General features: G+C 62.3%; 24 protein-coding genes. 6 read left to right on the forward strand and 18 right to left on the reverse strand.

Going from position 1 to position 24,567, the window contains the following annotated elements; all coding sequences use genetic code 11:
* Window positions 1-305 precede the first annotated feature (305 nt).
* Together ACEK02_RS10945 and ACEK02_RS10950 are read left to right on the forward strand one after the other, a co-directional pair.
* On the forward strand, window positions 306-1,640 hold the full coding sequence (locus ACEK02_RS10945) for an MFS transporter (protein WP_371421798.1): 1,335 nt from the start codon (window positions 306-308) through the stop codon (window positions 1,638-1,640).
* A 30-nt stretch (window positions 1,641-1,670) separates the two neighbouring features.
* On the forward strand, window positions 1,671-2,348 hold the full coding sequence (locus ACEK02_RS10950) for a sulfite oxidase-like oxidoreductase (protein ID WP_371421733.1): 678 nt from the start codon (window positions 1,671-1,673) through the stop codon (window positions 2,346-2,348).
* A gap of 89 nt (window positions 2,349-2,437) precedes the next feature.
* Here the strand turns inward: ACEK02_RS10950 and ACEK02_RS10955 are convergent, their stop codons facing one another.
* The 4 genes from ACEK02_RS10955 to ACEK02_RS10970 form a co-directional block, all read right to left on the reverse strand.
* Entirely contained in the window at window positions 2,438-3,004 is a 567-nt protein-coding gene (locus tag ACEK02_RS10955) for a DUF2478 domain-containing protein (RefSeq protein ID WP_371421734.1), read from the reverse strand.
* A gap of 139 nt (window positions 3,005-3,143) precedes the next feature.
* A complete protein-coding gene (locus ACEK02_RS10960; protein ID WP_371421735.1) occupies window positions 3,144-3,518 on the reverse strand; it encodes a winged helix-turn-helix domain-containing protein in 375 nt (124 codons plus the stop codon).
* Between the two features lie 278 nt (window positions 3,519-3,796).
* The gene (gene wrbA, locus ACEK02_RS10965) at window positions 3,797-4,396 is read right to left on the reverse strand and encodes an NAD(P)H:quinone oxidoreductase (RefSeq protein WP_371421736.1); all 600 of its coding nucleotides are present in this window, start codon (window positions 4,394-4,396) and stop codon (window positions 3,797-3,799) included.
* A gap of 66 nt (window positions 4,397-4,462) precedes the next feature.
* Entirely contained in the window at window positions 4,463-5,161 is a 699-nt protein-coding gene (locus ACEK02_RS10970) for a pirin family protein (protein WP_371421737.1), read from the reverse strand.
* A gap of 118 nt (window positions 5,162-5,279) precedes the next feature.
* On the opposite strand from ACEK02_RS10970, the gene ACEK02_RS10975 reads away from it, so the two are divergent.
* Window positions 5,280-6,206 carry a LysR substrate-binding domain-containing protein gene (locus ACEK02_RS10975; protein ID WP_371421738.1) on the forward strand — a complete coding sequence of 309 codons (927 nt, stop codon included), beginning with the start codon at window positions 5,280-5,282 and terminating at the stop codon, window positions 6,204-6,206.
* Here ACEK02_RS10975 and ACEK02_RS10980 read toward each other — a convergent pair.
* Window positions 6,203-7,303 carry a glycosyltransferase family 4 protein gene (locus tag ACEK02_RS10980; protein ID WP_371421739.1) on the reverse strand — a complete coding sequence of 367 codons (1,101 nt, stop codon included), beginning with the start codon at window positions 7,301-7,303 and terminating at the stop codon, window positions 6,203-6,205. The two genes, ACEK02_RS10975 and ACEK02_RS10980, sit on opposite strands and share 4 nt — an antisense overlap.
* 389 nt (window positions 7,304-7,692) lie before the next feature.
* Here ACEK02_RS10980 and ACEK02_RS10985 point away from each other — a divergent pair, with 389 nt between their 5' ends.
* Complete coding sequence (locus ACEK02_RS10985; RefSeq protein ID WP_371421740.1) at window positions 7,693-8,661, forward strand: ABC transporter substrate-binding protein; 969 nt, start codon at window positions 7,693-7,695, stop codon at window positions 8,659-8,661.
* Window positions 8,662-8,686: 25 nt separating this feature from the next.
* Here the strand turns inward: ACEK02_RS10985 and ACEK02_RS10990 are convergent, their stop codons facing one another.
* Genes ACEK02_RS10990 through ACEK02_RS11005 form a run of 4 tightly spaced genes read right to left on the reverse strand, consistent with a single transcriptional unit; the run spans window position 8,687 to window position 12,328 of the window.
* Window positions 8,687-9,583, reverse strand: a complete 897-nt coding sequence (locus ACEK02_RS10990; protein WP_371421741.1) for an efflux RND transporter periplasmic adaptor subunit — start codon at window positions 9,581-9,583, stop codon at window positions 8,687-8,689.
* A complete protein-coding gene (locus tag ACEK02_RS10995; RefSeq protein WP_371421742.1) occupies window positions 9,580-9,789 on the reverse strand; it encodes a DUF1656 domain-containing protein in 210 nt (69 codons plus the stop codon). Before ACEK02_RS10995 ends, ACEK02_RS10990 begins: the two co-directional genes overlap by 4 nt.
* The gene (locus ACEK02_RS11000) at window positions 9,786-11,852 is read right to left on the reverse strand and encodes an FUSC family protein (protein WP_371421743.1); all 2,067 of its coding nucleotides are present in this window, start codon (window positions 11,850-11,852) and stop codon (window positions 9,786-9,788) included. Before ACEK02_RS11000 ends, ACEK02_RS10995 begins: the two co-directional genes overlap by 4 nt.
* Window positions 11,849-12,328 (reverse strand): MarR family winged helix-turn-helix transcriptional regulator, encoded by a 480-nt coding sequence (locus tag ACEK02_RS11005; protein WP_371421744.1) that lies wholly within the window; start codon window positions 12,326-12,328, stop codon window positions 11,849-11,851. The genes ACEK02_RS11000 and ACEK02_RS11005 overlap by 4 nt, the downstream gene beginning before the upstream one ends.
* 308 nt (window positions 12,329-12,636) lie before the next feature.
* On the opposite strand from ACEK02_RS11005, the gene ACEK02_RS11010 reads away from it, so the two are divergent.
* Together ACEK02_RS11010 and ACEK02_RS11015 are read left to right on the forward strand one after the other, a co-directional pair.
* Window positions 12,637-13,392: a hypothetical protein gene (locus tag ACEK02_RS11010; protein WP_371421745.1), complete on the forward strand. Its 756-nt coding sequence runs from the start codon at window positions 12,637-12,639 to the stop codon at window positions 13,390-13,392.
* Window positions 13,393-13,440: 48 nt separating this feature from the next.
* Complete coding sequence (locus ACEK02_RS11015; RefSeq protein WP_371421746.1) at window positions 13,441-14,109, forward strand: hypothetical protein; 669 nt, start codon at window positions 13,441-13,443, stop codon at window positions 14,107-14,109.
* A 43-nt stretch (window positions 14,110-14,152) separates the two neighbouring features.
* Here ACEK02_RS11015 and ACEK02_RS11020 read toward each other — a convergent pair whose 3' ends face one another.
* The 9 genes from ACEK02_RS11020 to petA all read right to left on the reverse strand — a co-directional run bounded on the left by ACEK02_RS11020 (window position 14,153) and on the right by petA (window position 24,366).
* Window positions 14,153-14,698: an adenine phosphoribosyltransferase gene (locus ACEK02_RS11020; protein ID WP_371421747.1), complete on the reverse strand. Its 546-nt coding sequence runs from the start codon at window positions 14,696-14,698 to the stop codon at window positions 14,153-14,155.
* Window positions 14,699-14,726: 28 nt separating this feature from the next.
* Window positions 14,727-16,889, reverse strand: coding sequence for an anthranilate synthase component I (locus ACEK02_RS11025; RefSeq protein ID WP_371421748.1), 2,163 nt, complete (start codon window positions 16,887-16,889; stop codon window positions 14,727-14,729).
* Between the two features lie 207 nt (window positions 16,890-17,096).
* A complete protein-coding gene (locus tag ACEK02_RS11030) occupies window positions 17,097-17,576 on the reverse strand; it encodes a GNAT family N-acetyltransferase (RefSeq protein ID WP_371421749.1) in 480 nt (159 codons plus the stop codon).
* 61 nt (window positions 17,577-17,637) lie between these two features.
* On the reverse strand, window positions 17,638-18,312 hold the full coding sequence (locus tag ACEK02_RS11035; protein ID WP_371421750.1) for a dienelactone hydrolase family protein: 675 nt from the start codon (window positions 18,310-18,312) through the stop codon (window positions 17,638-17,640).
* A 49-nt stretch (window positions 18,313-18,361) separates the two neighbouring features.
* Window positions 18,362-19,639, reverse strand: coding sequence for a flavin-containing monooxygenase (locus ACEK02_RS11040; RefSeq protein WP_371421751.1), 1,278 nt, complete (start codon window positions 19,637-19,639; stop codon window positions 18,362-18,364).
* The gene (locus ACEK02_RS11045; protein WP_371421752.1) at window positions 19,636-20,604 is read right to left on the reverse strand and encodes an SDR family oxidoreductase; all 969 of its coding nucleotides are present in this window, start codon (window positions 20,602-20,604) and stop codon (window positions 19,636-19,638) included. The genes ACEK02_RS11040 and ACEK02_RS11045 overlap by 4 nt, the downstream gene beginning before the upstream one ends.
* Window positions 20,601-21,530: a bile acid:sodium symporter family protein gene (locus ACEK02_RS11050; protein ID WP_371421753.1), complete on the reverse strand. Its 930-nt coding sequence runs from the start codon at window positions 21,528-21,530 to the stop codon at window positions 20,601-20,603. The genes ACEK02_RS11045 and ACEK02_RS11050 overlap by 4 nt, the downstream gene beginning before the upstream one ends.
* Before the next feature lie 169 nt (window positions 21,531-21,699).
* Window positions 21,700-23,769 (reverse strand): cytochrome c1, encoded by a 2,070-nt coding sequence (locus ACEK02_RS11055; protein ID WP_371421754.1) that lies wholly within the window; start codon window positions 23,767-23,769, stop codon window positions 21,700-21,702.
* 69 nt (window positions 23,770-23,838) lie between these two features.
* Window positions 23,839-24,366: a ubiquinol-cytochrome c reductase iron-sulfur subunit gene (gene petA / locus ACEK02_RS11060; protein ID WP_116661343.1), complete on the reverse strand. Its 528-nt coding sequence runs from the start codon at window positions 24,364-24,366 to the stop codon at window positions 23,839-23,841.
* Between the last annotated feature and the right edge of the window lie 201 nt (window positions 24,367-24,567).

The raw sequence follows: 24,567 nt of genomic DNA on the forward strand, positions 1-24,567 counted from the left end.
AAACGCTGTCACGGCCGGGCCACAGCGCAAAGCAAGGCTTCGCGTGATGACCCGGCCACCATCGTTAGTCTGCCGTTCTCAGTGGACGCATGCCCGGACCAAGTGAGGGAATGATCGGCCCTGCGGCCCGCCCTTTATTCGACTTTCGTCGATAGTGCACCGCAATAATTCCACGATATCGCGACATTGCGCCGCAGGCTGCCTGTGCTACAGGCAATCAGAGGTTCTTTTGCCACCAGCAATGCATTCCGCGGCATTGGCTTTTCGTGCCGCGCGTGGCAACGGAGCTTTTCATTTCACGGAATATGAGGCTTTACGTGGCTGAACAATTTGCAACCCCGGCGGACGGCAAACTCCACTTCGACGATGCGAAAAAGCGGATCAAGGCGATCTTCATCGGCTCGATGGGCAATCTCGTCGAATGGTATGACTTCTACGCCTACACGGCCTTCGCCCTGTATTTCGCCCCGGCCTTCTTCCCGAACAGCGACCCCGTCGTGCAGCAGCTCAATGCGGCGGTGCTGTTCGCCGCCACCTTCCTGATGCGGCCGCTCGGCGGCTGGCTGTTCGGCTATCTCGCCGACACCTATGGCCGTCGTATATCGCTGACGATCTCGGTCCTGTGCATGTGCTTCGGCTCGCTGATCATCGCCTGCACGCCGACCTATGCCACCATCGGCATCGCGGCACCGATCCTGCTCGCGCTCGCCCGTATCATCGAAGGCCTCAGCCTCGGCGGCGAATATGGCGCCAGCGCTACCTATCTCTCGGAAGTTGCCGATCCCAACCATCGCGGCTTCTATTCGAGCTTTCAGTACGTCACCCTGATCGGCGGCCAGTTGACCGCGATCATCGTGCTCCTGCTGCTGCAGAAGGTGTTCCTCACCGAGCAGGAGCTGAAGGACTGGGGCTGGCGCATTCCGTTCGTGATCGGCGCGGGTCTTGCGGTCTTCACTGCCGTGATGCGCCGCGACATGCACGAGACTGACCAGTTCGTTGAAGCCAAGAAGCAGGCCAAGCCGATGGGTTCGCTGCGCGCGCTGATGGCCTATCCGCGCGAATTGCTGTTGGTTGTCGGCCTCACCGCCGGCGGCACCGCAGCGTTCTATACCTTCACCACCTATATGCAGACCTTCGTGAAGCTCTCGGTCGGCCTCACCGCGGACCAGACCACGATGGTGATCTTCGGCACGCTGGTGTTCGCCTGCCTGCTGCAGCCGATCTATGGCGCGATCTCCGACCGCATCGGCCGCAAGCCGCTGCTGATTTTCTTCGGCGTTGCCGGCACGCTCAGCACGGTGCCGATCCTCACCACGCTGCAGACCACCAAGTCGCCATTCACCGCATTCCTGCTGATCTCTGGCGCCTGGGTGTTCGTGGCGGGCTACACCTCGATCAATGCCGTGGTAAAGGCCGAACTGTTCCCGACCAATATCCGCGCCCTTGGCGTCGGCGTGCCTTATGCGCTGACGGTATCAATCTTCGGCGGTACGGCGCCGGCGATCGCGCTATACTTCAAGCAGATCGGTCATGAACAGTGGTTCTACTATTACCTGTCGGGCATGATCTTCCTGTCGTTGCTGATTTACGCCACGATGCGCGACACCAAGCACAAGTCGGCGATGCACCGTCACGAGTGACGACAACGATTTAGCGAAGGAGCGTCAGCCATGACCGAGGACCACACCCCGCCGGATTCCAAGCTGCCCGAATCCAAGCTGACTCAATCCAAACGGCGCTGGGCGCGCGAGGGCCGGTTTCTCACCGGCAAGGTTGCGCGCCCAGGAGAACAGCGGCTTCCACCCGGCCAGCACCTGACCCAGGACTGGCCGGTGCTGGATCTGGGCATCACACCCGACATCCCCCGCGAGCGCTGGCGCCTCGATGTCTACGGCGCCGTCGAGACGCCGCTGTTCTGGGATTTCGCGCAGTTTTCCGCGCAGCCGCAATCGACCTTCATCTCCGACATTCATTGCGTCACCACCTGGTCGCGTTACGACAACCAGTGGGAGGGACTCTCGACGCGCGCGCTGCTGGATGCCTGCCAGCCGAAGCCCGAGGCCCGCTTCGTCGTGCTGGAATCCCATGACGGCTACACCACCAACCTGTCACTGGAAGACTTCGCTGCCGAAGACGCGCTGCTGGCGCACTCCTGGCAGGGTATGCCGATCGAGCGCGACCACGGCGGCCCGGTGCGCGTGATCGTGCCGCATCTGTATTTCTGGAAGAGCGCCAAGTGGCTGCAGCGCATCGAATTCGTCGGCGATGACAAGCCCGGCTATTGGGAAGTGCGCGGCTACCACAACCGCGGCGACCCCTGGCAAGAGCAGCGATATTCGGACGACTGACAGCGACACGTTGATGGAAACGTGATCGCACTTGATGCTCTCGCAGTGATGCCGCGACAGCTCGCTTGCTGCGGCTATGAAGGGAAATTCTACTTCAGCACTTCGCAAACGCTGCGATGATCCTGACGTATCCGTCCCTCAATGCGGCAAGAGACTTTCGCCCACCAGCCGTCGAGCGACTCGCGATCGCAATGCAGTTTCACGCTCATGCCATCGGCAAATTCGATCCATTCGGCGAAGCGGTGCGACGGCACGGCGATGACCACCGGGATGTCGCTCGAGAGCGCGCGCTCGATCAGATAAGCGAGCCCCTTGCCCTCGCGCTCCTGCTTGCCGAACCGGTTGATGATGACGAGATCGGCGCCCTCGTCGATGGCGTCGGCAACCTGCGTGCCGGCATCGAGCAATTGTCCAACATCGAGCTTGCAGCCCTTGGCGCCGGGACCGAGATCCTGAAACAGCCGCACTTGCGCACCGGTATGCAGCATGACCGCGGTCAGCTTCGGCACGTCGAATTCGCGATGCCCGAGTTGCACCAATCCGATGGCGCGAACGCCCTGCTTGCTCAGATCCGCCGCGAAGGCGCGCAGCACCGCGTCGGGGTCCTGATCCCTGTCATAGACCAGGGCAGCCAGATCACATTGGGAGTCGAACATTGCAGGTTCCGGTTCAGCCGTCAGGCAGCACAAGGCGCTCGCGATCCTATGCTGTAATGGGCGTATTCAAAAGCCTGATCAGGGCGCGGTCTCGGTATATTTATCCGGATATAGCGCCAGGTCCCGCCCGGTCGCGAAGCTAGAATCTGCGCTTCTTGCCGATATCGCCCTTCAGCGCCAGCAACTCCTTGCGCGCAGCGGTGGTCGCAGCATTTTCGATGCCACGATAGCGCTTGATGAGGGTCAGGCCGAACGGCGTGAGGATAGCTCCGCCGCCATTCTTGCCGCCGGTCTGGCGCTCGACGGCGGGCTGCCCGCAGATCTGGTTCAGTTCATCGACCAGATCCCAGGCGCGCTTGTAGGACATCGCCATGGCGCGGCCGGCGGCCGAAATCGAACCGGTGACATGAATATGTTCGAGAAGCTGGATCTTGCCCGGCCCGATCCGTCCCTCGGGATCGAGGTCGATGCGGATACTGAGGGCTGGCGCGAGCGGGCTGGCGGGTTTGGACATGGCCAAAGTCTACGTTCCCGGACGCAACCTTGCCAGTCCAACAATCAAGGAACGTTTCAACGTTGGCCGCATTCGGGGCAGACGACTTCGCCCCTGGTCACATGCGCGATGCCGCGACAAACCCATTTCCGGGCTATCGCGTGCAGCGGCCGCCGGGCCAACTGATAGATGAAATACATATCGAGCATGATGACATGAGATCCGTTCGTCAGGCCATAGATGGGGCGGCGTCCTGCAATCAGAACGCCGCCTTTATCTGGTCAGCTATCTCTTTTTAGTTAGCCATGCAGCTTCTTGGCGGTCTCGGCGATCACCTTGCCCTGATAACGGGCACCGGCCAGCTCGTTGGCCGAAGGCTGGCGGCTACCATCGCCACCGGTCAATGTGGTCGCGCCGTAAGGCGAGCCGCCGGTGACTTCATCGAGCTTCATCTGGCCCTGGAAGCCGTAATTGAGGCCGACGATGGTCATGCCGAAATGCAGCAGGTTGGTGATGATGGAGAACAGCGTGGTTTCCTGGCCGCCGTGCTGGGTCGCGGTCGACGTGAAGGCACCGCCGACCTTGCCGTGCAGCGCGCCCTTCATCCACAAGCCACCGGCCTGATCGAGGAAGTTGGCCATCTGCGAGGACATGCGGCCGAAGCGGGTGCCGGTGCCGACGATGATCGCGTCGTAATTGGCGAGATCGTTGATGGTCGCGACCGGCGCCGCCTGGTCCATCTTGTAGTAGGACGCCTTGGCGACGTCGTCGGGCACCAGTTCAGGCACGCGCTTGATGTCGACGGTAGCTCCAGCTTCGCGGGCACCTTCGGCCACGGCATTGGCCATCGCTTCGATATGGCCGTAAGCGGAATAATACAGAACGAGTACTTTGGTCATGGTCAGTCTCCGTTGGATTGGGATGAGTAGGTCGGGTTGATGATTGATGGGCGCCTTTGACCTGCGTCAGGCGGCGTCCACCAGCACGAGTTCGGAATCTTCCAGCGCCGTGATCGTGACGTAGGCTTCATCGCGGATAGCGACGCCGTCGCGGGCGTTGACGCGAATGCCGTTGATCTCGATCGCGCCGGCGGCCGGCACGAGGTAGCCGTTACGCGAGCTACCCAGCGGATATTGCGCGGTCTCACCGGCCTTCAGCGTGGTCGCCAGCACCCGGGCGTCAGCCCGGATAGGCAGTGCCCCGGCGTCGTCCTTGAAGCCGCTGGCAATGGTGACGAACTGGCCGGAGCGATCGGCCTTCGGAAACGGCTTGGCGCCCCAGCACGGCTGGCCCCCCGTTTGCGTCGGCTCGATCCAGATCTGGAAAATCCGCGTGGTCGATGCCTCCAGATTGTATTCAGAGTGCCGGATGCCCGAGCCCGCACTCATCACCTGGACGTCGCCGGCCTCGGTGCGGCCCGTGTTGCCCAGACTGTCCTGATGCGTGATCGCGCCTTCACGGACATAGGTAATGATTTCCATGTTCGCGTGCGGATGCGCCGGGAAACCGCTGTTTGGCGCGATCTCGTCGTCGTTCCAGACGCGGAGGCTGCCGTGCCCCATGTTTTCCGGGTCATAGTGGCTGCCGAACGAGAAATGGTGCTTGGCCTTGAGCCAGCCGTGGTCGGCGCCGCCGAGTTTGTCGAAAGGTCTGAGGTCGATCATGACGAAATCCTCATCTGGTTACTTGCGTTTGATGCATTTGCATCCTGGACCTCTGGATATGCCCTCACGGATGGGACATAAATAGAAATGATTGAAACTCATCGTTTCGGATTTTGAGATGTCAAAACTTCCCGACTTCGAGGCGCTGGCGATTTTCGCCAAGGTGGTCGAGCTGCGGTCCTTCGCGGCGGCGGCAACCGAGCTGACCCTGTCCAAGGCGACTGTCTCCAAGGCGGTAAGCCGGCTGGAGGACCGCCTGGGCGCGCGACTGTTCAACCGGACCTCGCGACGTCTGGCGCTGACCGACGCCGGCAAGACACTGGCGGTGAAGGCAACACAGCTTTTGGCCGACGGCGAGGCGGCGGAGAACGAGGCGCTGGCGCAATCGGCGACGCCGCGCGGCCTGGTACGGCTGGCCGTGCCGATGACCTATGGCACCAATACGGTGGCCCATCTGCTGCCGGAATTCCTCGCCCAATATCCGGAAGTCTCCATCGACCTCAGCCTCAGCGACGCGACCGTCGACCTGATCGGCGAAGGCTTCGATGCCGCGATCCGCATCGCGTCATTGCCGGACTCATCGCTGATCGCGCGGCGGCTGCGTCCGGTGAAGCGCCACATTGTGGCGGCGCCGTCCTATTTCGCAAAATATGGCCGGCCGACGCATCCCATGCATCTCGCCGACCACAAATGCTTTGGCTACACCTATCTCTCGACCCCCGGCGTCTGGCACTTCACCAACGCGGTCGGCGAGCAGGCCAGCGTTCGGCCCGCCGGGCCGCTCCGCGTCAACAATGGCGAGGCGCTGCTGCCGGCGATGATCGCCGGATTGGGGATCGGCGACCTGCCTGATTTCATTGTCGGCGACGCATTGGCGAGCGGCGCGCTGGAAGCCGTGTTGCAGGACTGGTCGCTGTCGTCGAGCGGCGTCTATCTCGTCACGCCTCCGGGAGGCCCGCGCCCGGCCCGTGTTGAAGTGCTGCTGGAATTTCTTGCTGACAAACTCGCCATCACGGGCAAGCGCACACGCAAACCGTCAGGCTAGCCCGCCTTCATCATCTGCCCGTAGATGCCGAAATACTGGTCGCGCATATTGGCGATATCGAACTCGGTGACGAAATCCTTCGCCGTCCTTGCGATCTTCGCAGCAAGATCGGGCTGCGCCGCAAGCGCCACGATCTTGTCGGCGAGATCCTCGGCGGATCCGACCTTGAACTTGATACCGTTCGAGCCGTCCACCAGCAGTTCGGCCGGGCCATCGACATCCGCGGCGATGACGGGCAAGCCGACGGCCATGGCTTCGAGCAGCACCAGCCCGAAACCTTCGAAACGCGATGGCAGAACGAAGATATCGGCCTCGTCCAGCGGACGGCGCACATCGGTGCGCCCGCACAGGAAGCGAACGCGATCGGCAACATTCTCCGCGATCGCCTGCGCCTTCAAACTCAGGAGGGTCGACTCGTCGCCCTCCGGCGGGCTGCCGACGAAATCGCAGCGAATGTCGAGCCCGCGCGTGACGCAGAGGCTGACCGCCTTGATCAGAAGGTCCTGGCCCTTCTGTTTCGGATAGATGCGGGCCACGTTGATCAACCGCAGCGGCGAGCCGAAGCGACGTTGCCGCGCCACTCTATCGAATGTCGCCAGCGGAATGCCGTTGTGCACCTTGAACAGGCGCTTCAGTTTGACGGATTCGCATTCACGCTCGACCGCAGCCGAGATTGCGATATTCCAATCGACGAACCGCTGATGCAGCCGAAGCTTCACGCGGTCCCACGCGTTCACGAGGCCGGTATTGTGAATCGTGTAGCCGACACTCATCGGACGATACAGTTTACTCAACATGGCGAAGTGCTTGGCGCCGCTGTCATGCGCATGGATGATACGAACATCGTGACGGCGAATGATGTTGAGCAGACTTAGAATGACACGTGGATTGCGGTTTCCGGGTGGGCGCTTGAGGAAGTAGACCGGGTGACCCGTCGCGGAGAGCTCGGCAGCGAGGTCGGGATGGAAAAAGTCGTTGATGACGACGAAAACCTGCGGAATGTCCTCTCCCGGCGCGCAACTGGCAGCGAAATTGATCAGCAATCGTTCGGACCCGCCAACGGTCAGCGACGAAATCAATTGAAGCACACAACCCACTTTGAAATGCTCCCGGCCCGAATGCCGGGCGACTTCCAAATCCGACACATCCCAAACGGCCCGATGGCGAAATAGCGCCAGGCTTTTTGTTTGTTGGGAGTAATCCATTCCCTATTTCGGCTGATGCTCATGGCTATTCTGCGGCGCACCAAAAGCGCCGCGGAAGCGAATTCTGGCGGAAAGACGGCAGAGTTGCGCTGGAATGCGCACGCAGGTTGTGCAGTGGCGCCAAAGCACATCGGATTTCGAGAAAGCGCAAAACTTCCACGCCATTTGCGGCAACGATGCATTCGTTGCTTTCGCTCGATGATATTCAGTCAGCCATTTCATTGACGAAAAACGCACTGCACGTAGCTTTGATGCACGCCATTGCATCAGAGAAAATGACCATGACCACCGCCTCCCCTACCCGACGTTTGCTATCAACGCTCATCGCGACCGCCTTCAGCGCAGCGCTTGCTACGTCCGCATTCGCTGCCGATCAGATCACACTGCGCGTCGGCGATCAGAAGGGTGGCAATCGTTCGCTGCTGGAAGCCGCCGGACTCACCAAGGACCTGCCCTACAAGATCCAGTGGTCGGAGTTCCCTGCGGCCGCACCGATCCTCGAAGCCATCAATGCGGGTGCACTCGATATCGGTCACACCGGCGATCTCGCTTTCCTTACAGTCTATGCCAACGGCTCGCCTATCAAGGCGATCGGCGGTGTCCGCGCCAATGCCGATACGCAGGCGATCCTCGTGCGCAACGACTCGCCCATCAAGACCGCGGCCGATCTCAAGGGCAAGCGCCTCGCCGGCACGCGCGGCGGCTGGGGCCAGTTCCTGATCGACGCCACGCTGGAGAAGGCCGGCTACAAGATCACCGACGCGACCTTCGCGCCGCTCGGTCCCGTCGACGCCAAGATCGCGCTGGTCGCGGGCTCCATCGATGGTTGGGCGGTGTGGGAGCCCTATGTCTCCTACGCCGTGCTGAAAGACAACGCCCGCGTTGTCGCCGACGGCGCCGGACTCACGCCGACGCTCACCTTCATCATCGCATCGGACCAGGCCATCGCCACCAAGCGCGAAGCGGTCGCCGACTTCCTGCGACGCCTCGACAAGGCGCGTAACTGGTCGCGCGAGCATATCGAAGATTATGCGAAGAATACCGCCGAACTGACCAAACTGCCGGAAGACGTGCTTGTGCGTGCCTACAAGGCACAAGACACGCGGCCGATCGCCATCGACGATGGCGTGGTCAAGGAATTCCAGGAAGCGTCCGACCGCGCCACACGTTACGGAATCCTGTCGAAGCAGGTCGATGTCAGCAAGGCGGTCGATCGCAGCTTCACGCAGACGGCGCCGGCCTCGAACTAGTCGAAGACGACCTGGCGAAGGTTTCTCAATTTACCTTCGCCAACGTCGTCACTGCACGTGGCAAGATCTCCACTGTCGCCGTACGTCCTGCGACCAGCATCGTGCCTGCCGGCACGGGATCCAGGGCGATGCGCACAGGCACGCGCTGGGCCAGACGGACCCAACTGAAAGTCGGGGTCACATTGGCGAGCAGGTTGCTGCCCTCCGCGCGGTCGCGGTCCTCGATACCAGCGGCGACGCTCTCGACATGGCCGGTGAGCTTGGCGGCATCACCCATCAAGTGAATATGGACGGGATCGCCGACGTGAATACGCGACAGTTTTGTCTCTTCGAAGTAGCCATCGACATGCAGGCTCGACGTATCGACCAGCGCCATCACACCCTTGCCCGCGGTGACATATGTGCCCGGCCGCAGATCCATGTTGGAGATCACGCCCGAGACCGGTGCATGGACCTCGCTGCGATCGAGATTGAGCTGTGCCACCGCCTGATCGGCAACGGCCTGATCCAGTGATGCCTTGGCGAGGAGTTGCGTCGCCAGCACTTGCTCCTTCTTCTGCTGCGACACAGCCGCGGTCGTGAGATCGTTGTAACGCTTCAGATCCAGATCGGCCTGCTCAAGGCTGGCCTTGCGACCGGCCACAACCGCCTCGGCCTGCTGTAGCGCCAGTCCGAAACGCGCGCGGTCGATCCGCATGATGACGTCGCCGCGGGCCACCTTCTGATTGTCCTTCACCAGAATTTCGGTGACGAAGCCGGAAACATCCGGCGTTACGGTGACCACATCGGCGCGGACGCGGCCGTCGCGGGTCCAGGGCGCATCCATGTAATAGACCCAGAGATAGTGCCCCACGGCGAGCGCAGCGACAACCGCCAACGCGGTGACGGCGAAACGACGAACAAAACTCACAGCGTTTTTCATGACAGCAATCCGGAGGATAAATAGACCACGCCGCCCAGCAGGCAGACATACAGAGCAAGATCGAACAGCGCGCGGTGCCAGACATAGCGATAGAGGCCCGAGCGCTCGATCAGCGGGCGCAGCAACGCGCCGATGGCATAAGTGATGACCAGCCACAGCATCAGCGACGGCATCAGCACGCCGAACAGGTCGATTTCATATCTCATGCGGCCGCACTCCCCGCGTGAAGGCCCGGTTCGGGCAGATAGGCGGGGGCCGCCGGAAACAGGCCGCGGCGAATGCCGACAAGCCCGATCAACGCGTCCGCGCGCCCTGCCCCGCGCTCGCCCATGGCTTCCGACAGCGCGTGATCGACCTTCGCCAGTAGCGGTTCCGGCATCGCGCCGCCATTGTAGCTGCGGAAACTCACGGCAAGCTCATCCAGCATCGCGTCCATTGCGTTGAGTGTCGGCAGCGACAGGTGATGACGGGCACGGCGCAGATCGACGATGTTCAGCCCGACCCGCAACTCGCGCAGGTTGTCGACCATGCGCAGCTCGGAGTCTTTCAGCGCCGTCAGCCGTGGCGCGAGCAGACCGATGCGATTCAGCATCAAGCCGGCAAAGGCTGCGCGGTCGCGGTTGCCGCGCCGCTCGGCGGCCTGCGCGATGGCAATCCAGCCGCGCCACATCAAGCGCTTCACGCTCCATTCGGAGCCCACCGAGCGGATCAACTGGATCGAAATGACGGACAGCTCGGTACCGACGAAGAAAGCCATGCTGGAATTGGCGAAACTTGCGAAGTCGGCATTGTAGGTCGTCTGCAACGCCATCAGCGTCGCGGTATTCGCCGCCAGCAGCATGCCGATGAAGAAGGTGGCGGGACGCGCGATCAGATAGCCGAACAGCAGGAACGGCGGCGCCAGCACGGCGACCAGCACTTCGACATCGGTGATGGCCGGCAGGATCGCGAACAGATAGAGCGCGATGATGACCATCGCGACCAGGGTCCATTTGGCAAAGCCACGCAACCCGACCGCGGGATCATCCATGCTGGCGAAGAACGAGCAACCGATAGCGGCCATGGTCGGCGCTGTCGCGCCGTCGGTCCAGCCGGTGGCGATCCAGAATGCGCAACAGACCAGGATCGTAACGAATACGCCTGCTGCGGACCACAGCGCCATGCCGTGATCGACATGCCGCACCGGGGCCACCCCGGCTTCGGCCTGAAAGGCGAGTTTTGCGCCCGGCGGGCGACCGCCCTCGGCGATCGCCCGATTGAGGACCCGGCAATCCGCGGAAATATCGACGAGTTCGCGCATCCGGATCAGGAGGCTGGCGATCATGATCTCGTTCCATGACGACGACGCGCTCAGCTTCGGTTGCTGGGCGGCAATCATGCTGCGCAGCCGCTCGGCAGGTTCGCGGTCGGTCCCGTTGTCGGCAATCCAGGCGGAGACGTCCTCGATCAACGCCATCAGGTGCGGGTAGGTCGTCCGCGCGTCCTCGTCCAGCGCATCGATACGATCACCCATGGATGACAGCAGCGGCAGCAATGTCAGCATCCGCGTGCGCAGCGCGCGCATCCAGCGCGAGGTCTCGCGGCCGCCGAGCCGATCATAGGCCAGATGATCGGCCAGCGTATCGATATCGACGGCGTCGGCCGCAAGCTTCAGGCGCAGATCGCGCGTTGCTGGATCGGTGCTGCGGCCGGCCAGAACCTCCTGGGTGAGCTTGCGCGCGCCGGCCAGCCACGTATCGACCCGCGAGGCAACGGCAGGGCCAACGCTGCGCGGCAGCAGAATGGTGGAGACAAGCGTCGCGCAAAGAATACCGACAATGATTTCCTCGCTCCGCGCGACAGCCGTGTCGAAAATGGCCGCGGGTTCATTGACCGAGGGAAAGCTGATCAGCGCACAGGTATAGCCCGCGAGCATGAACATGTAGCTGCGCGGTGTCCTGTCCAGCAGCGACACATAGAGGCAACAGCCGACCCACAGCGCGATGGCGAGGCTCAGCAGTTCCGGTGAATTGACCAGGTTCGGCACCAGCACGACGCTGGCAGAGGCGCCGACCAGAGTGCCGATCACACGAAACAGCGCTTTCGAACGCGTGGCGCCGGCCAGTGGCTGCGACGCGATATAGACCGTGGCCAGCGCCCAATAGGGCCGCGGCAGATCCATCGCGAAACCAATGAGCAGCGCCATCATGCCGGCAATGAAGGTTTTCACGGAGAAGACGATATCGGCGTGGCGGACGAGAAACGTTGGCTGGACAGCAGCGGAGGTCATGGCAGCGCGTCCGCCTCCTCGGCGGCCTCAAACAGGCGACTGGCCGATTGCTCGATCCGTCCGAGGACATCGAAGGCAACCGCGAGTTCGTCCGGCGGGATGCCCTTCATCAGGTCGGCGCGTAGCCGGCGCATGACGCGCCTGACCTCCTCCGCCTTGGCTTCGCCCAGCGGCGTCAGATGCAGCATCTTGGCGCGGCGATCGGTCGGGTCCTCGCGGCGCTCGACCAGCCCTTCCGCGGCGAGCAGATCGATCAGCCGGACGACCGATGGTCCCTCAAGCCCGATTTCATCGGCGAGCACGCCCTGCCGCACATGCTCGCGTCCGGCCCGGGACAGGATCAGCAACGGATGTGCGGTGGCTTCAGACAGGCCATGCGCCGACAGGGTCTGGTCAGCCTTGCGGCGCCAGACCCGTGCCAGTCGCGCAACCAGCAGGCCCAGTTCGGCCTGGATATGCGCTTGGGAGTGGGGCATGGAAATTAGATAGGACCCTATCGATTAGGCTGCAATCTATTTTGTGCATCGCATCAGTCACGGTGTGGTGAGCGCCGCGGGGCGCCCCGGGGACCTGCAGGCCCGGCGGGGAGGCTCTCATGTGGGGAAACGGCGCCGGCAGCGAGATATTGCGAATTTCCCAATGATTTCCGTGGGCCATATCTTTCAGCGATTGAAATCCCCCTTGTTTCTGCCATGTTCGCGCCCAAAGCAGGCATCGGGTAGTGTTCTCAAGCGCGCGAATCTCCATCGCGCCGATGCTCCATTGAAAGCGGCAAAGGAATTCCATGGCGAAGCCAGCAGTGATTGTCGTCGGTGCGGACAAGGGTGGGGTCGGCAAGACCACGGTTTCGCGGACGGTTCTGGATTATTTCAGCGCCAACAACGTTCCGACGCGGGCTTTCGACACTGAAGCGCCCCGCGGCACGCTGAAGCGGTTCCATTCCGACATCACCGAGATCGTCGACATGACGACCACGGCCGACCAGATGAAGATCTTCGATACGCTCAACGCCGTGTCGCCCTCGGTGACCGTGATCGACGTCCGCGCAGGCCTGTTGTCCCGGGCGCTGGCCGATTTACGCGACATCGGCTTCCTCGATGCCGCCAAATCGGGCCAGATCACCTTCGCGGTATTTCACATCCTCGGCCCGTCGATCGCCTCGCTGGACGAAATCGCCGAAACCGCCGGCTTCATGGACGGCGCCAAGTATTTCCTGGTGAAGAACTTCATCAACAACACCAGCTTCTTCGAATGGGACCAGGCGACCTACAACTCGTATTTCCACCGCATCAAGGGCGCCACCGAAATCACCATCCCGAAGCTGAACGAAATGGCCTATGAGCAGGTCGAGGTCTCCAGCGTGCCGTTCCTGAAATTCGTGGCCAACAAGGGTCCGCAGGATGAGGCCGCAAATTACTCGTTCGTGCTGCGCGGCTATGTCCGGCACTGGCTCGCCAATGTCTGGAGCGAATTCGATCGCATCAAGCTGACCGACATCGTCCACGACAAGCCCGGCGCCCGCAGCCCCGGCGAGAAGTAAGTCCATTTAACGATTGGAGCGGCGTCGGATTCGCCTGATATTGCGCCGATGCGACGCACGCCCGTTTATATCATCTGCTCGACGCGACCGATGGTCGGCAAGACCCTCCTCGCGCGCCTGTTGTGCGAATTCCTGAAATTGCAGCGCGGCGACGTCACCGGTTTCGATGTCAGCCTCAAGGAACCATCGCTGCTGGATTTCCTGCCGAAACTGACCGAGACTGCCGACGTCAATGACACGTTCGGCAAGATGTCGCTGATGGACCGGCTCATCATCAATGACGACATGGCCAAGGTGATCGACCTTGGCTATCACGCCTTCGACGAATTCTTCAAAATGACTGGCGAGATCGGTTTCGCAAAGGAAGCCGCCCGCCGCGGCGTGGCGCCCATCGTCTTCTTCATGGGCGACAGCGACCGGGCCTCGGCCCGCGCCTATGAAATGCTGCGGCAGCAGTTCGCGCACAATTCGCTCTATGTGGTCGACAACGAACACGTGCTGCGCGGCGAAATTCCGGTCGCTCTGGCGCAGGGCCGCATGCTGCGCATCGCGGCACTGCCGCCGTTCCTCAAGACCTATATCGACCGGCTGAATTTCTCCTTCACCGGCTATCTGCGTTCGGAGCAGGATTCATCCACCGAACTGCATCAGTGGATCCGGGCAAACTATTTCAGCTTTCGCGAGATCGAGCTTGGGCTGTTGCTGCAGGGGTCGTGAGTTCTCCCCTCGCCCCGGCTTGCGGGGAGAGGTCAAGACAAGGTCAATGCCCTTCGAACGTCATCAACGTCCGCACCGGCACATTCATCGCCCGCAGCTTCGCCGCGCCCCCGAGATCTGGCAGGTCGATGATGAAACAGGCGGCCATCACCTCGGCACCGATCTGGCGCATCAGTTTCACCGCGCCTTCGGCCGTGCCGCCGGTGGCGATGAGGTCGTCGACCAGGATTACGCGCTCGCCGGGCTTGATGGCATCGGCATGCACTTCCATTTCGTCGATACCGTATTCCAGCGAATAGGCTATCCGCACGGTCGTATGCGGCAGCTTGCCCTTCTTGCGGATCGGCACGAAGCCGGCCGAGAGCTGATGCGCCACAGCACCGCCGATGATGAAGCCCCGCGCTTCCATGCCGGCAACCTTGTCGATCTTCAGCCCCGCCCAGGGCTGCACCAGCTCGTCCACCGCGCGGCGAAACGAGCGCGCATCCCCGAGCAGCGTGGTGATGTCGCGAAACAGGATACCCGGCCTCGGGTAATCCGGAATGGTACGGACGGAGGCTTTGAGATCGTGTTCGAGTTCGGGTGTCATCAGGGTCTTTCAGTTCTTCGGGTGGAGATCAGTTGGGGCGTTGCCCCAACCGAAATGCGTTTTCGACGATACGTAAGCCGACCTCGCCACCAAGCGACATCAGCGATTCCGGGTGAAACTGCACACCGCCGACCGGCAGTGTCTTGTGCTCGATGGCCATGGCGACGCCGTCCTCGGTGCTCGCCGTCACGGTGAGCACATCGGGCATGCTGCCCTGCTCGACGAACAGCGAGTGATAGCGGCCGATGACGATCTCGTTGGGCAGGCCGTTCATCAATTGTCCGCCTCTCACTTGCACGCGCGAGGGCCGGCCATGGGCCGGCTGCGCAAGCTGACCCAGCACGCCGCCGAAATATTCGCCGATCGCCTGCACGCCGAGGCAGACGCCAAACACTGGTAGTTTCTTTTCCAGCGCCGTATCGATCGTCCTGCCGATGCCGAAATCCGCCGGACGGCCCGGCCCCGGTGACAGCACCAAAAGATCGAAACTCTCGCGGTTCAATACGGTCTGCGCATGGACATGACGAACCACGCTGACGGTCGCGCCGACCTGGCGGAAATAATCCGCCAGCATATGCACGAAGCTGTCGTCGTGATCGATCAGCAGCACTTTCTTGCCGGACCCGGATGCATCCGGTGCGAAGGCCGACAGCCGCTTCGGCGGATCGCCGCGTAGCGCCTGGAACAGCGCCGCCGCTTTGGTCTGGCACTCTTTCTCTTCGGCGACGGGATCCGAATCGAACAGCAGCGTCGCACCGACGCGGACTTCGGCAAGACCATCCTTCATGCGGATCGTGCGGATGGTGATGCCGGTATTGATGCCGCCATCGAAGGACACGGCGCCGATGGCGCCGGCATACCAGCGCCGCGACGAGCGTTCGTTATCTTCGACGAACTGCATCGCCCATAATTTCGGTGCACCAGTCACCGTCACCGCCCAGGCATGGGTGAGGAACGCATCGAGCGCGTCAAATCCGGGACGCAGCATGCCTTCGACATGATCGACAGTGTGGAACAGTTTCGAATAGGTCTCGATCTGCCGCCGCGCGAGCACCTTGATGGTGCCGGGCACGCAGACGCGTGCCTTGTCGTTGCGATCGACGTCGGTACACATGTTGAGCTCGAATTCGTCCTTCTCCGAATTCAGGAGCTGGCGGATCTGTTCGGCATCGCCGATGGCGTCGACGCCGCGCGCAATGGTGCCGGAGATCGGACAGGTCTCGACCCGGCGGCCATCGGAGCGCACGAACATCTCGGGCGAGGCGGCGACGAGAAATTCGCCATCGCCGAGATTCATCAGCGCGCCATAGGGCGAGGGATTGATGACACACAGCCGCTGGAACACTTCGGCCGGCGACCGCTCGCAAGGTTCGGCGAAGAGTTGCCCGGGCACGGCCTCGAACAGATCGCCGCGCGCGAAGGCGGCGCGGGCATTCTCCACCGTGCGCTGATATTCGCCGGGCGCATGATCGGCAAAACCCTGGCGCGGCGCCTTGTTGTAACCGCTGTCGGGCGTGTCACGCGGCAGGCCCTCGGTGGAGCGATCCTTCCACGTGAAGTCATAGGACATAAGCACGCCGCGGCCAGTGGCGCGATCATAGGCCAGCAAGGTGTCGGGCAGATACAGCACGATGTCGCGCTGATCGGCTTCGCGGGCGCGCTTCTGCTTCAGGTCTTCCATCTGGAACACGAGATCATAGGCGAAGGCGCCGTAGAGGCCGAGCATTGAGTCATCAGACGAGAATAGTTGCGCGACCATGTCGCGCACCAGCGACATCACGCTGGCGCGGCGCGTGCGCTGGTCTTCCTCGACGGGCGCCTCGCCGCGGACGATATGGCCCTTGAGCTTCGACATCGTCCGCCCGTCAAGCGCGATGCAGGGATCCTGCAGCGTGTCGGCGAGGAAGGCGATCAACACCTGGCCGCGCTTGTTCAGCGCCGTCAGTGTAAAATCCGTCCCGGTGGTCTCGAGGAGCAGCGGCGGATCGGCAAAGCCGAGATCGAAGCTCTCATAGCGCCCGGGGACGGTGGTGCCCGACGACAGCACCACGCCGCGGCGCTGGTCGAGCCGGACGATCAGATCGTCCAGCGCGGCGCCGCCGGTGAAATAGTCGACATGGCGCGCCACGGAGAGACCCGCGCGGGTCTTGTAGGCGCTGTCAGCGGGAAGCGAAAAAACAGTCCTGTTCATGGTGTCCTCTTAGGAAACGTGCCGGAGGGGGCGCCACACAGGACAAACAAGCAAAGGCCGTCGCACTGCGATGGCGGCCTTCGACGATTGTAAATAAGCAAATCGCACCGACCACCTCTTCAGGAGGTGCGCCACCAACGACGGCTGTTGCGGACAGGGGTGCTCATGGCCGGCAAATCACCATGGCCGGGCCGGAAGGTCAAGGGACTAGACGGCCTTCGGCCGCTCCCGGACAAATACCGTCAATTTGAGTGCCCCGACGCCGTCCTCGATCGGGATCCAGCCCAACTGCTCGTAATAGGCCCGCCGCGGCGGCGCGGCACATAGATAGACCCGGGCATGACCGCGGGAGAAAGCCTCCAGGCAGGCCCGTTCGATCAGGACCGGGGCGATGCCCTGCCCGCGCGCCTCCGGTTCGGTCCAGACCGCGGCGACCCAGGGCGTGTATTGCGGGCGCTCGTCGAGATCGGACACCAGCAGCGAGGCCATCCCGAGAAAGGCCGGGCCGCGATGCGCCACCAGCGCGATCGGCAGGCCAGTGCCCGCCATGTTTTCGCGCAGGCGCTCGACAATATAGGCCTCGGGCACGCCGTGGCGCTTCCACCATGCCTGCCAGATGCGATCAGCGACGGTGTCGAAAAATTCCGGCGCGTGGCGCAGATCGGAAATCGTGAAGTCGGGTGCCATGGTCTCTGTCCTGGCACCCGACCTATCCGGTCGTCCCGGCCGCATCAAGCGGGGTGGATGATCAAGCGAGATGCTTCTTGAAGAACGCCGTGGCGCGGCCCCAGGCCAGTTCGGCGGCTTCGCGGTCATGCACGCTGACACGCTGTTCGTTGACGAAAGCATGGTCGGCGTCATAGCGAAAGAACTCGGCCGACTTGCCGGCCGCCTTGAGGCCGGCCTCGAAGGCATCGACCACGGCCGGCGTGCACCAGTCGTCGCGATTGGCGAAGTGACCCTGCAGCGGCACCTGCACGTCGGCGGGCTTGACGGCCTGCTCCGGCGGAATGCCGTAGAATGCGACAGCGGCCTTCAATTCGGGAATCTTGCACGAACCGATGATCGTCACCGCGCCACCGAGGCAGAAGCCGGTCAGGCCAACCTTGGCGCCGTTGCGCGACAGATACTGCGCGGCGCCGCGCACCGTCTGCGTGGTCGCATCCATGAAATCCAGCGAGTTCATCTCTTTGCCGGCGGCGTCCGTGTCGTGATAGGGCACGACCACGCCGTTATAGAGATCAGGCGCCAGCGCATCGAAGCCAGCCAGCGCGAGGCGATCAGCCAGACCCTTGATCTGCTCCTGCAGGCCCCACCATTCCTGGATCACGACGACACCCGGCGCGTTACCGGCCTGAGCATTGGCGAGATAACCCTTGGCTTCCTTGCCGTCCGGCCGCTTGAAACTGATCGATGTTCCCATGATGTCCTCCGCTGGAATGGTTCGGGGCAACTTATAGACCCCTCACGTGTCAACTCAACCGGGCCAGCGTGCGCTGCAGGTCTCGCTTGTAGGTGAGAAAATCGACAAACAGTCCGTGTTCGCCGCCGTCCCGCCGTGGCGGTTGCGCGAACCATTGCGTGATCTCCTGCCGCAGCGCTGCTGCCGCATCCGGCCGCGCGGCCTTGGCCGCGAGATAGGCTGCGATCACGCGGGCCTGCAATGCACGCCCTTCCCAGCCCACGCCTGCGCCTTCCAGCAGCCCGGCTACATACAGGCCGTTATCCTCCGACGGAAACATGTTCATGAACAGCCTGGGCGCACCGATCACGTCCTGCCAATCGAGTGCGCGGAGATCCTCGAGGAACGGAAACGTGATCCGGTAGCCGGTCGCAAGCAACACCAGATCGACCTCGTCGCAGCGGCCATCGGCAAACACGACCAACTTGCCGTTGAATTCGCGGACCGGCTTGCGCAAACCGACATCGCCCTGGCCGAGATGCTGCAGCACCAGCGAATTGACGATCGGCGTGCGGTCATAGAGGCGGTGCTGTGGCTTCGGTAGGCCGAAGCGCTCCGGCGCGCCGACGATGAAGCGCAGAATCGGCTCGTGCAGCCTTGAGCGCAGGTTCTTCGGAATGATGAAGCGCTTCGGCTTGTGATTGCCTTCATCCGCCGGCTTGCCGGCGAGAAACTTCGGCACGAAATGATTGCCGCCGCGCACGCTCCACAACACCTTATCCGCGCGATGGATCGCATCGACGACAATGTCGCAGCCGGTATTGCCCATGCCCACCACCAGCACGCGCTGGCCGGCGAAGATATCGGCGGTCTTGTAGTCCTTGGCATGCATCAGTGGGCCATCAAAGGTGCCCGACGTTTTGGGGGTCAGGGGATCACTGAGATGACCATTGGCGATGATGACGCCGGCATAGTCTGCCGACGTGCCGTCGCTGAAAGCAGCGTGCCATCCACTTTCCTGCCGCGTCATGCTGCGCACGCCGGTGTTGAAGCGGATCAATGGATAGAGATCGAAATGCCGGGCATAGCTCTGCAGATAATCCAGCACCTGACGATGGCCGGGATAGGCCGGCCAGTCCTCCGGCATTGGGAAATCCGCAAAGGCCGTGGTGCGCTTCGACGAGATCAGATGCGTCGAGGCATAGACCGCACTCGGCGCCGCGCCATACAGCCACTGCCCGCCGACATCGGCGTTCTGCTCGACGGCTTCCACAGCATGGCCGGCGGTCTTCAGGCTCTGGATTGCGGCAAGACCTGCGGGACCGGCGCCGATGACGAGGAAGGTCATGACATCGGCTCCCGACGCTCGTCGCGATAGCGTTCGAACACGGAGCGCGCATCGAGCTGCGGTGAGTAGCCGAATTCAGACTTGAGGCGCGTATTATCGAGCACCGGGCGATACTGGATGAATTTCACGTTCTGAGGCGTCAACTTCGTCAGGCCGAGCGTATGGAGCAACCACAGCGCGCCCTTCATCACCGCGGGCGGAATCGGAACGAATGGCTTGCCATTGAGCCTTGCGATCTCCCGCAGGCTGAGCGTACCGTCGCCGGCGAGATTATAGATCCCGTCTCTGCCGGTGCGTACGGCCTGCGCCAGGGCGGCCACCACATCGCGATCAGCGATCAGCGAGAATGGCGTTGCAGTGCCACTCAGACCGGTCACGACGGGGCGCTCGAACAGCGCAGTGATCTGATTGTTCGTGGTCGGCCCCAGCACCGTGCAAGGGCGGAACACGGTCTGCCGCAGTTGCGGATGATCTTGCCGCCATCGCGCCAGCATCTCCTCGACCTCACGCTTGTTACGAGCATAAGGGAAATCCTCGTTACCGCGCAGCGGATCGGTCTCGCGCAACGGGACGGGATTCTCGGCGTGATAGCCATAGGCCGCGCCGCTCGATGTGACGATGAGGTGGTCCACACCAGCCGCGAGACAGGCTTCCAGCACATTGCGCGTGCCCAGCACGTCGATCTCATAGTCGCGCCGGTCGTCGCCTCCGACGGCAACGACCGAGGCGAGATGCACAACGGTGCGTGGCTTCACGCGGGCGATGACATCCTTCAAGGCGGGATCTCGGATGTCGCCATGCTCGTAGGCAATGCCGTCGAGACGCCGTTGCGGCGGCACCTCGCGCAGATCGAGCGCTGTCACCGGCCCGTCGCCATCGGCCGCGAGTGGGCGCAGCAAAGCGCTGCCGATGAAGCCTGCCGCGCCGGTAATCAGCACGCCGCTATTCGCCATCACGTCGCTCATGCCGCACCTTCAATGCGTGCCGGATGCGGGTCGCGCCGTTTCCACCAGCCCGCCAGCGCCCAGCCGGAGACGAGGTGCCAGACTCCCCAGCCAGCGGCGACCAGCGCAGCCCCGCCAAGCCCGTCGAATTGCGTGAGGATCAGCGCCAGCCCCAGACCGGAATTATGCATGCTGACTTCGATGGTCAGCGCGCGGGTGTCGTAGTCGCTGAGCCCAAGGATTTTCGCCACGCCCCAGCCGAGCGCCACCGCGATGGCGTTATGCAGCACCACGAACGGCAATACGGATGTCGAGAACACCGAGATGTAGCGCCAGTTGGTGATCGTTGCCGCAAGAATAAAGCCGATCAGAAAAACAAAGGACAGGATCTGCAGCGGCCGGCGCAGACGGTCTGCCAACGCCGGCAGATGACGCACCGTGAGCAAACCGGCAACCATCGGCACGCCGAGCAGCAGCACGGTCGATCCGATAAACGAGACGGGATCGACGCTCACCTGGCGCAGCAGTGCCGCGGTTTGTGGATTGAGCCCGGCCCAGAACAGGATGTTCAACGGCGTCGTGACGGACGCGAGCAGGCTGGAGATGCCGGTCATCGACACCGACAGCGCGGTGTTGCCGCGCGCCATATGGGTGATGAGGTTAGAGATGTTGCCGCCGGGACAGGCCGCCACCACCATCATGCCAAGCGCGATGGAGGGCTGCGGCTTCAACACCATGGTGATCGCCCATGTGACCGCCGGCAGCAGGATCAGTTGCGCGGCGAGCCCCGCGAGCGGCGCCGCCGGACGTCGGAACACATCAACGAAATCGGCGACGCGAAGATCGAGCGCGACGCCATACATGATCAGCGCCAGCACGATGCCGAGCGCCAACTGGCCACTTGGACTGATGTTCAACAGAATATCGTCGATTGCCGCGCCCGCCATCCATCCCCCCGATGAGCATGGATATCCGTGACGCTCACCGAGCCCGCGTCTCCCGCCTTTGCACAAAGCTTAGTCAACGGTTCCTCAAGAATCCATGGTCCGGGCGCGCACAGGCTGAAAACGAAAAAGGGCCCCATCAGGGGCCCTTTTGAAAAAATGTTTGCGATGCTCAGTGAGCGTTGGCCCAGACCTTCTTCTTCGTGAAGTACATCAGGCCGGCAAAGATGAGCAGGAACACCATCACCTGCAGGCCGATCCGCTTGCGGGCCTCGAGATGCGGTTCTGCCGTCCACATCAGGAAGGTCGCGACGTCCTTGGCGTAGTTCTCGACCTTCTGCGGGGTGCCGTCATCATACGTCACCTGATCATCGGAGATCGGCTTCGGCATCTTGATGGCGTGGCCGGGGAAGTACTTGTTGTAATACGCACCCTGCGGCAACGCGAAATCCTTCGGCGCCGGATCGACATAGCCCTGCAGCAGCGCGTCGATATAGTTCGGGCCCTTCTCCTGGAACTGGGTGAAGAAGTCGAACACGAATTGCGGGAAGCCGCGGTCATAGTTGCGCGCCTTGGCCATCAGCGAGAGGTCCGGCGGATAGGCGCCGCCATTGGCCGCACGCGCCGCATTCTCGTTCGGGAACGGCTTCGGGAACGGATCTGCGAGCCGGCCGGGACGCTCAAACATGTCGCCGGCGTCGTTCGGACCATCCTGCACCTTGACCTCGGATGCGACTGCCTGCGCCTGTGCTGCCGTGAAACCGGGGCCGCCCTCATCCGCGAGGTTGCGGAAGTGCATCAGGTTCATCGAGTGACAGGTCGAGCAGACTTCCTTGTAGACCTTGTAGCCACGCTGCAAGGCGCCACGATCGAACTTGCCGAACGGGCCGGCAAACGACCAGTTCAGCGACGGCGGCGTTGGGCCGCCATGTTCATCAGCCGCCTTGACGCTGTCCGTGCCGCCAGCCATCAGGCCACCGGCGAGAACCAGCGCGACAATCGCGGACGCAGCCTTCCTGCCGTATTTCGCCAGCACATCATCGGCGATCGAGTTCGGTATCGCACGCGGCGTCTCGATACGGCTGAGGATCGGCAGAACGATCAGGAAGTAGGCGAAGTAGCAGAACGTCAGCACGCGGCCGGCGATGATGTAGATGCCTTCCGCAGGCTTGCCGCCGAGCCAGCCGAGCAGGACGGCCACCACGACGAACATCCAGAAGAACTGCTTGGCCAGCGGACGATACTTCGACGACTTGGTCTTGGCGGTATCGAGCCAGGGCAGGAAGGCCAGCACGATAATCGCCGAGAACATCGCGATGACGCCGCCGAGCTTGCTCGGGATCGAGCGCAGGATGGCGTAGAACGGCAGATAGTACCATTCCGGCACGATGTGCGCGGGCGTCACGCCCGGATTGGCCATGATGTAATTATCGGGATCGCCGAGATAGTTCGGGATGTAGAACACGAACCAGGCATAGAAGATCATGAAGCAGACCATGCCGAAACCATCCTTGATGGTCGCGTAGGGCGTGAACGGCACGGTGTCCTTCTCGGTCTTCGGCTCGACGCCGGCCGGGTTGTTCTGACCGGCGACGTGAAGCGCCCAGACGTGCAGCACGACGACACCCGCGATCACGAAGGGCAGCAGGTAGTGCAGCGAGAAGAAGCGGTTCAGCGTTGGATTGCCGACCGAATAGCCACCCCACAGCAGGGTCACGATGCTCTCGCCCACATAGGGAATCGCCGAGAACAGGTTGGTGATAACGGTGGCGCCCCAGAAGCTCATCTGGCCCCACGGCAGCACGTAGCCCATGAAGCCGGTCGCCATCATCAGGAGGTAGATGATCACGCCAAGGATCCAGAGGATTTCGCGCGGTGCCTTATACGAACCGTAATACAGGCCGCGTAGCATGTGGATGTAGACGGCGATGAAGAACATCGATGCGCCGTTGGAGTGCAGGTAGCGCAACAGCCAGCCGTAATTCACATCGCGGACGATGCTCTCGACCGAGTTGAAGGCCATGTCCACATGCGGCGTGTAGTGCATCGCCAGGATCACGCCGGTGACGATCTGCACGCCGAGCATGAAGGACAGGATGCCGCCGAACGTCCACCAGTAATTCAGGTTACGCGGTGTCGGATAGGCAATGAACGAGGAATGGACGAGGCCGATAATTGGCAGACGCTTTTCAATCCACTGCAAAGCGGGATTGGTCGGCTGGTAAGTGGATGGTCCGCTCATGATGCGATCCTGAGAAAAGAAGAAACGTTATCGGCGCGAGTTCGGAGAGATCCCAAAGGGCTCACAAACTCAGCCAATCTTGATCTTGCTGTCAGAGACGAAGGCGTAAGGCGGGATCGGCAGGTTGAGCGGCGCGGGCCCCTGGCGGATGCGACCGGAGGAATCGTATTGCGATCCATGGCACGGACAGAAGAAGCCGTCGTAATTGCCCTCATGGGCGATCGGGATACAGCCCAGATGGGTGCAGATGCCGATGACCACGAGCCACTGGTCGTGGCCTTCCTTGACGCGGGCCTGGTCGGTCTGCGGATCGGGCAGGCTCGCCACCGGCACGGCGCGCGCCTCGTCGATCTGCTTCTTGGTGCGGTTCATGATGTAAATCGGCTTGCCGCGCCAGAACACCTTGATGTCCTGCCCCTCGGCGATGGGGGCCAGATCGACCTCGATCGGCGCACCCGCCGCGATGGTCGAAGCATCTGGATTCATTTGAGAAATCAGCGGCCACACGGCGGCTGCGGCGCCCACAGCAGCCACTGCCCCTGTGGCCACGAACAAGAAATCACGGCGCGTGTGTTCCGCCGAAGACGTTGTCGTCACGATCCCAACCCTTTCTTATCTGCAGCCGGCTTTGACACCCCCGGTCACGCCTTTGCGTTGACCTGAAGCAAAAACCGACGCCCGCGATTCTCCCCACGGCGGCAGAGGACCACTTATCCTTGCCTAACAGGCAGAACACGCAGTCCAGAATCGTTCTATTGGCACCCTTGGTGCGGCAGTGCAAGCCTACGATCGGTGAAG

This window comes from Tardiphaga sp., assembly GCF_041424195.1.
Classification (GTDB): Bacteria; Pseudomonadota; Alphaproteobacteria; order Rhizobiales; family Xanthobacteraceae; genus Tardiphaga.

Bases quoted from the DNA above. Each gene is read 5' to 3' on its own strand.
- ACEK02_RS10945 (WP_371421798.1), top strand. From the start codon at position 306: ATGAGGCTTTACGTGGCTGAACAATTTGCAACCCCGGCGGACGGCAAA.
- ACEK02_RS10950 (WP_371421733.1), top strand. From the start codon at position 1,671: ATGACCGAGGACCACACCCCGCCGGATTCCAAGCTGCCCGAATCCAAG.
- ACEK02_RS10955 (WP_371421734.1), bottom strand. From the start codon at position 3,004: ATGTTCGACTCCCAATGTGATCTGGCTGCCCTGGTCTATGACAGGGAT.
- ACEK02_RS10960 (WP_371421735.1), bottom strand. From the start codon at position 3,518: ATGTCCAAACCCGCCAGCCCGCTCGCGCCAGCCCTCAGTATCCGCATC.
- wrbA (WP_371421736.1), bottom strand. From the start codon at position 4,396: ATGACCAAAGTACTCGTTCTGTATTATTCCGCTTACGGCCATATCGAA.
- ACEK02_RS10970 (WP_371421737.1), bottom strand. From the start codon at position 5,161: ATGATCGACCTCAGACCTTTCGACAAACTCGGCGGCGCCGACCACGGC.
- ACEK02_RS10975 (WP_371421738.1), top strand. From the start codon at position 5,280: ATGTCAAAACTTCCCGACTTCGAGGCGCTGGCGATTTTCGCCAAGGTG.
- ACEK02_RS10985 (WP_371421740.1), top strand. From the start codon at position 7,693: ATGACCACCGCCTCCCCTACCCGACGTTTGCTATCAACGCTCATCGCG.
- ACEK02_RS10990 (WP_371421741.1), bottom strand. From the start codon at position 9,583: ATGAAAAACGCTGTGAGTTTTGTTCGTCGTTTCGCCGTCACCGCGTTG.
- ACEK02_RS10995 (WP_371421742.1), bottom strand. From the start codon at position 9,789: ATGAGATATGAAATCGACCTGTTCGGCGTGCTGATGCCGTCGCTGATG.
- ACEK02_RS11000 (WP_371421743.1), bottom strand. From the start codon at position 11,852: ATGACCTCCGCTGCTGTCCAGCCAACGTTTCTCGTCCGCCACGCCGAT.
- ACEK02_RS11005 (WP_371421744.1), bottom strand. From the start codon at position 12,328: ATGCCCCACTCCCAAGCGCATATCCAGGCCGAACTGGGCCTGCTGGTT.
- ACEK02_RS11010 (WP_371421745.1), top strand. From the start codon at position 12,637: ATGGCGAAGCCAGCAGTGATTGTCGTCGGTGCGGACAAGGGTGGGGTC.
- ACEK02_RS11015 (WP_371421746.1), top strand. From the start codon at position 13,441: ATGCGACGCACGCCCGTTTATATCATCTGCTCGACGCGACCGATGGTC.
- ACEK02_RS11020 (WP_371421747.1), bottom strand. From the start codon at position 14,698: ATGACACCCGAACTCGAACACGATCTCAAAGCCTCCGTCCGTACCATT.
- ACEK02_RS11025 (WP_371421748.1), bottom strand. From the start codon at position 16,889: ATGAACAGGACTGTTTTTTCGCTTCCCGCTGACAGCGCCTACAAGACC.
- ACEK02_RS11030 (WP_371421749.1), bottom strand. From the start codon at position 17,576: ATGGCACCCGACTTCACGATTTCCGATCTGCGCCACGCGCCGGAATTT.
- ACEK02_RS11035 (WP_371421750.1), bottom strand. From the start codon at position 18,312: ATGGGAACATCGATCAGTTTCAAGCGGCCGGACGGCAAGGAAGCCAAG.
- ACEK02_RS11040 (WP_371421751.1), bottom strand. From the start codon at position 19,639: ATGACCTTCCTCGTCATCGGCGCCGGTCCCGCAGGTCTTGCCGCAATC.
- ACEK02_RS11045 (WP_371421752.1), bottom strand. From the start codon at position 20,604: ATGAGCGACGTGATGGCGAATAGCGGCGTGCTGATTACCGGCGCGGCA.
- ACEK02_RS11050 (WP_371421753.1), bottom strand. From the start codon at position 21,530: ATGGCGGGCGCGGCAATCGACGATATTCTGTTGAACATCAGTCCAAGT.
- ACEK02_RS11055 (WP_371421754.1), bottom strand. From the start codon at position 23,769: ATGAGCGGACCATCCACTTACCAGCCGACCAATCCCGCTTTGCAGTGG.